This window comes from Sphingomonas horti (genome assembly GCF_009753715.1).
Lineage (GTDB): Bacteria > Pseudomonadota > Alphaproteobacteria > Sphingomonadales > Sphingomonadaceae > Sphingomonas_B > Sphingomonas_B horti.
Genome location: NZ_WQMS01000003.1, coordinates 1 through 2,320, shown reverse-complemented (window position 1 = coordinate 2,320; position 2,320 = coordinate 1). Strand labels below are relative to the sequence as shown.

At 61.0% G+C, this 2,320-nt stretch carries 4 protein-coding genes; all 4 read right to left on the bottom strand.

Annotation, left to right across the window (positions count from 1 at the left end):
- Positions 1-802: 802 nt before the first annotated feature.
- Positions 803-1,048 carry a hypothetical protein gene (locus GON01_RS03345; RefSeq protein WP_157025968.1) on the bottom strand — a complete coding sequence of 82 codons (246 nt, stop codon included), beginning with the start codon at positions 1,046-1,048 and terminating at the stop codon, positions 803-805.
- Between the two features lie 81 nt (positions 1,049-1,129).
- The gene (locus GON01_RS03340) at positions 1,130-1,381 is read right to left on the bottom strand and encodes an antitoxin Xre/MbcA/ParS toxin-binding domain-containing protein (protein WP_408640894.1); all 252 of its coding nucleotides are present in this window, start codon (positions 1,379-1,381) and stop codon (positions 1,130-1,132) included.
- Positions 1,382-1,581: 200 nt separating this feature from the next.
- A complete protein-coding gene (locus tag GON01_RS17170; protein WP_258558474.1) occupies positions 1,582-1,710 on the bottom strand; it encodes a hypothetical protein in 129 nt (42 codons plus the stop codon).
- 138 nt (positions 1,711-1,848) lie between these two features.
- A partial coding sequence (locus GON01_RS16850) for a hypothetical protein (RefSeq protein ID WP_220128477.1) occupies positions 1,849-2,320 on the bottom strand: 472 nt, incomplete at its 5' end.

Sequence of the window (2,320 nt, the reverse complement as noted above, 5' to 3'; positions counted from 1 at the left end):
GCCTTGAGACCGGGCGGACTGCTGGCGGTCTGGTCGGCCTACCCGGACCGGTCCTTTGCCGACCGGCTTCAGGAGACGGGATTTGGGGTCGAAGAGGTTGTCGTTGACCCGGACGGGACCTTGCAGGAGCCGCCTCACATCATCTGGCTCGCCTCCAAACAGAGTTGAGCTGAGCGGCATTCAGTGTCCGTCGCCCCACGCCATCTTCACGGCCGGTGCATCGTTGCGCCATCGACCCTGCAAACAGCCGCAAATCCCTCTTCAGGGCGGGTTGCGTCTGACATCCTGCGTGAATGGATGTTTTTCAGCCGGTGGTTGGCCGACCTTGATGTCCGGTGGCACCTATCGGGTATGTTCCCTCGCTGAGCGTTTGCAACGACCGCGCAATCATCTCGCGCGAGGCGCTGATGTGCGCCTTGGTCATTTCTATCGAGGCGGCAGATGCGGAAAGGCGGTCCGCTGTTTCCTCGCTCGTACGCGCGAGCTCTTGGTTCGTGATTGAAGTTGGCATTGCCGCGCTCCCTGGAGTTAGCGGGAGCACGACGACTGTCTCTCGGTCGTCAGCGCGCTGGGCTCAAGCTGGCGATTCAGCTCAAACCAGCCGAACAATCATTCGTTCCAATGCTCGCCTGTGCCCTGCCGACCGATCGGACATGGGCTTTGGCTACGATCCAGCGCTCCATCTCGACTGCGCCGTTGTAAGAGCACGTCGCTAGCGGCCAATTCCTCGGACTTGCGGGATAGGAAAGCTGGAATGCGAGACGTTGCCGACAACCCGGCTTCGGGGGCGAACAATGGCTGCCTAGCGCGTCAATCGGCGACGGTTGGCCCGAACAGCACGTCGGTAGTGGGCAATGGTCTTTCCAACAGCATCTGGCGCTGTCTCGCCCAGCTTGCCTGCAAATGCGAGTTGCTGGAGCTCGAACAACGCTGCCATCTTTTCGCCGACCATGCGTTGCGCTTCGGCATGGGCCGCCGCCTCAAAACAGAGCAACCAAACATCGGCGCCAACAGAAAACCAGGCGGAAACGGGATTGGACTGGTGCATAGTGTTCTTTCGGGCGCTGAACGCACAAGCTCTTCGAAGCTAGCGCCAGGGTGGACGCGGAGGAGAGCGGTGAAGTGGCGATCACGAACTGCTGGGCGGTGCAGCCACAAATGCGGCAATAGCGGCTTCGACAGCGCGCAGGCCTCCTTCGCTGCCGATCGCAAGGTCGATGGGGCGTCCGCCGAGTGCATGGTCGTGAGTGTTGAGGAATGCCACTGCTGCGCCCGACTGGGGCATGCGTTCGCAGGCCAGGCGCGCGGCGCGGCCTTGGCGCGCGGCTTGCTCGGGCGAGAGGCGGGGACGGTCAAAGCGTTTATTGAATTGCATGTTCAACGGTGACCTTTTTGGGTTTGTTGGGTCGCGAGTGCAGTCAGCTTGGCCGGTGCACCGGTGCAGAACCCCGACCGCGGCGAACGCCATGCCGGCAATCGCGAAGTGTAGATCCATGCGAGCCTGCCGGTTGGGCGGAGCAGTCGGGTTTCATAACACCCGATCTGCCAACGACCGCGTTTATTGATGCCAATGATCCTTGTTCAGGACGGTTTACCGATCGGAGCGACCGGCGTTCCCTTCTTGCTCGGAGCAGACGCGTTCTGCTTGGGCGGCCCTTCCTTCTTCGGCTTGCGGATTTCCTTGTTGCTCTTGCGCTGCCCCTTGGCCATTCATCGCTCCTCTTTCGCGTTCGCGCCTTTGGCCAACGCACTGATCCGGGTCGGAGCAGCTAAACCTATGGCCCGTGCCAACCGCCGTTGTCCGGCGAGTGGGCGGCCCTGGTGCAAACACCAGCTGCTCGCCCGCGTCTATTCGGGAATGTTCTGGACCAATGGCAGTAGGTCTTGCGCGCGCATCAACGCGAGATCGTCTGTCATCTGCCGAAGGACGCGAGTCCGGTGCGAGAACGTATTATGGCGTTGTCCTATCAGACCATTGGCAAAATCGCTGGAAAATGCAGCTGTCATATCCTGGAGAGCCGCGTCGAGCGCGTCGATCTCCGAACGATGCTGAACACTGTCAGGGGTCGAGGTCTGCGTCTGTGTGGCGGGTGAGAAGATCATCATGCACAGCTCCGTCGTGAGCGGGAGCACAAAGCATCTCTCAGTCGCAGCTGCGCTCGCGGCAGGTGCTGCAATAGCTCCAATATAGGAGGCGCGGCTGATATTGTTAGGCAAGGATGCCAATTCGGCCCGGCGCAGCCCTTTTGGAGAGAAAGAAGCGGGATTGGCGCCGCCTGCCGTCGCGAATTCGGATGCAGCGGTCGTAGTGGGTTTAGAA

What these genes read in the sequence shown, in the direction of transcription:
- GON01_RS03345 (WP_157025968.1), bottom strand. Translation starts at nt 1,048, where the DNA reads ATGCACCAGTCCAATCCCGTTTCCGCCTGGTTTTCTGTTGGCGCCGAT.
- GON01_RS17170 (WP_258558474.1), bottom strand. Translation starts at nt 1,710, where the DNA reads ATGGCCAAGGGGCAGCGCAAGAGCAACAAGGAAATCCGCAAGCCGAAG.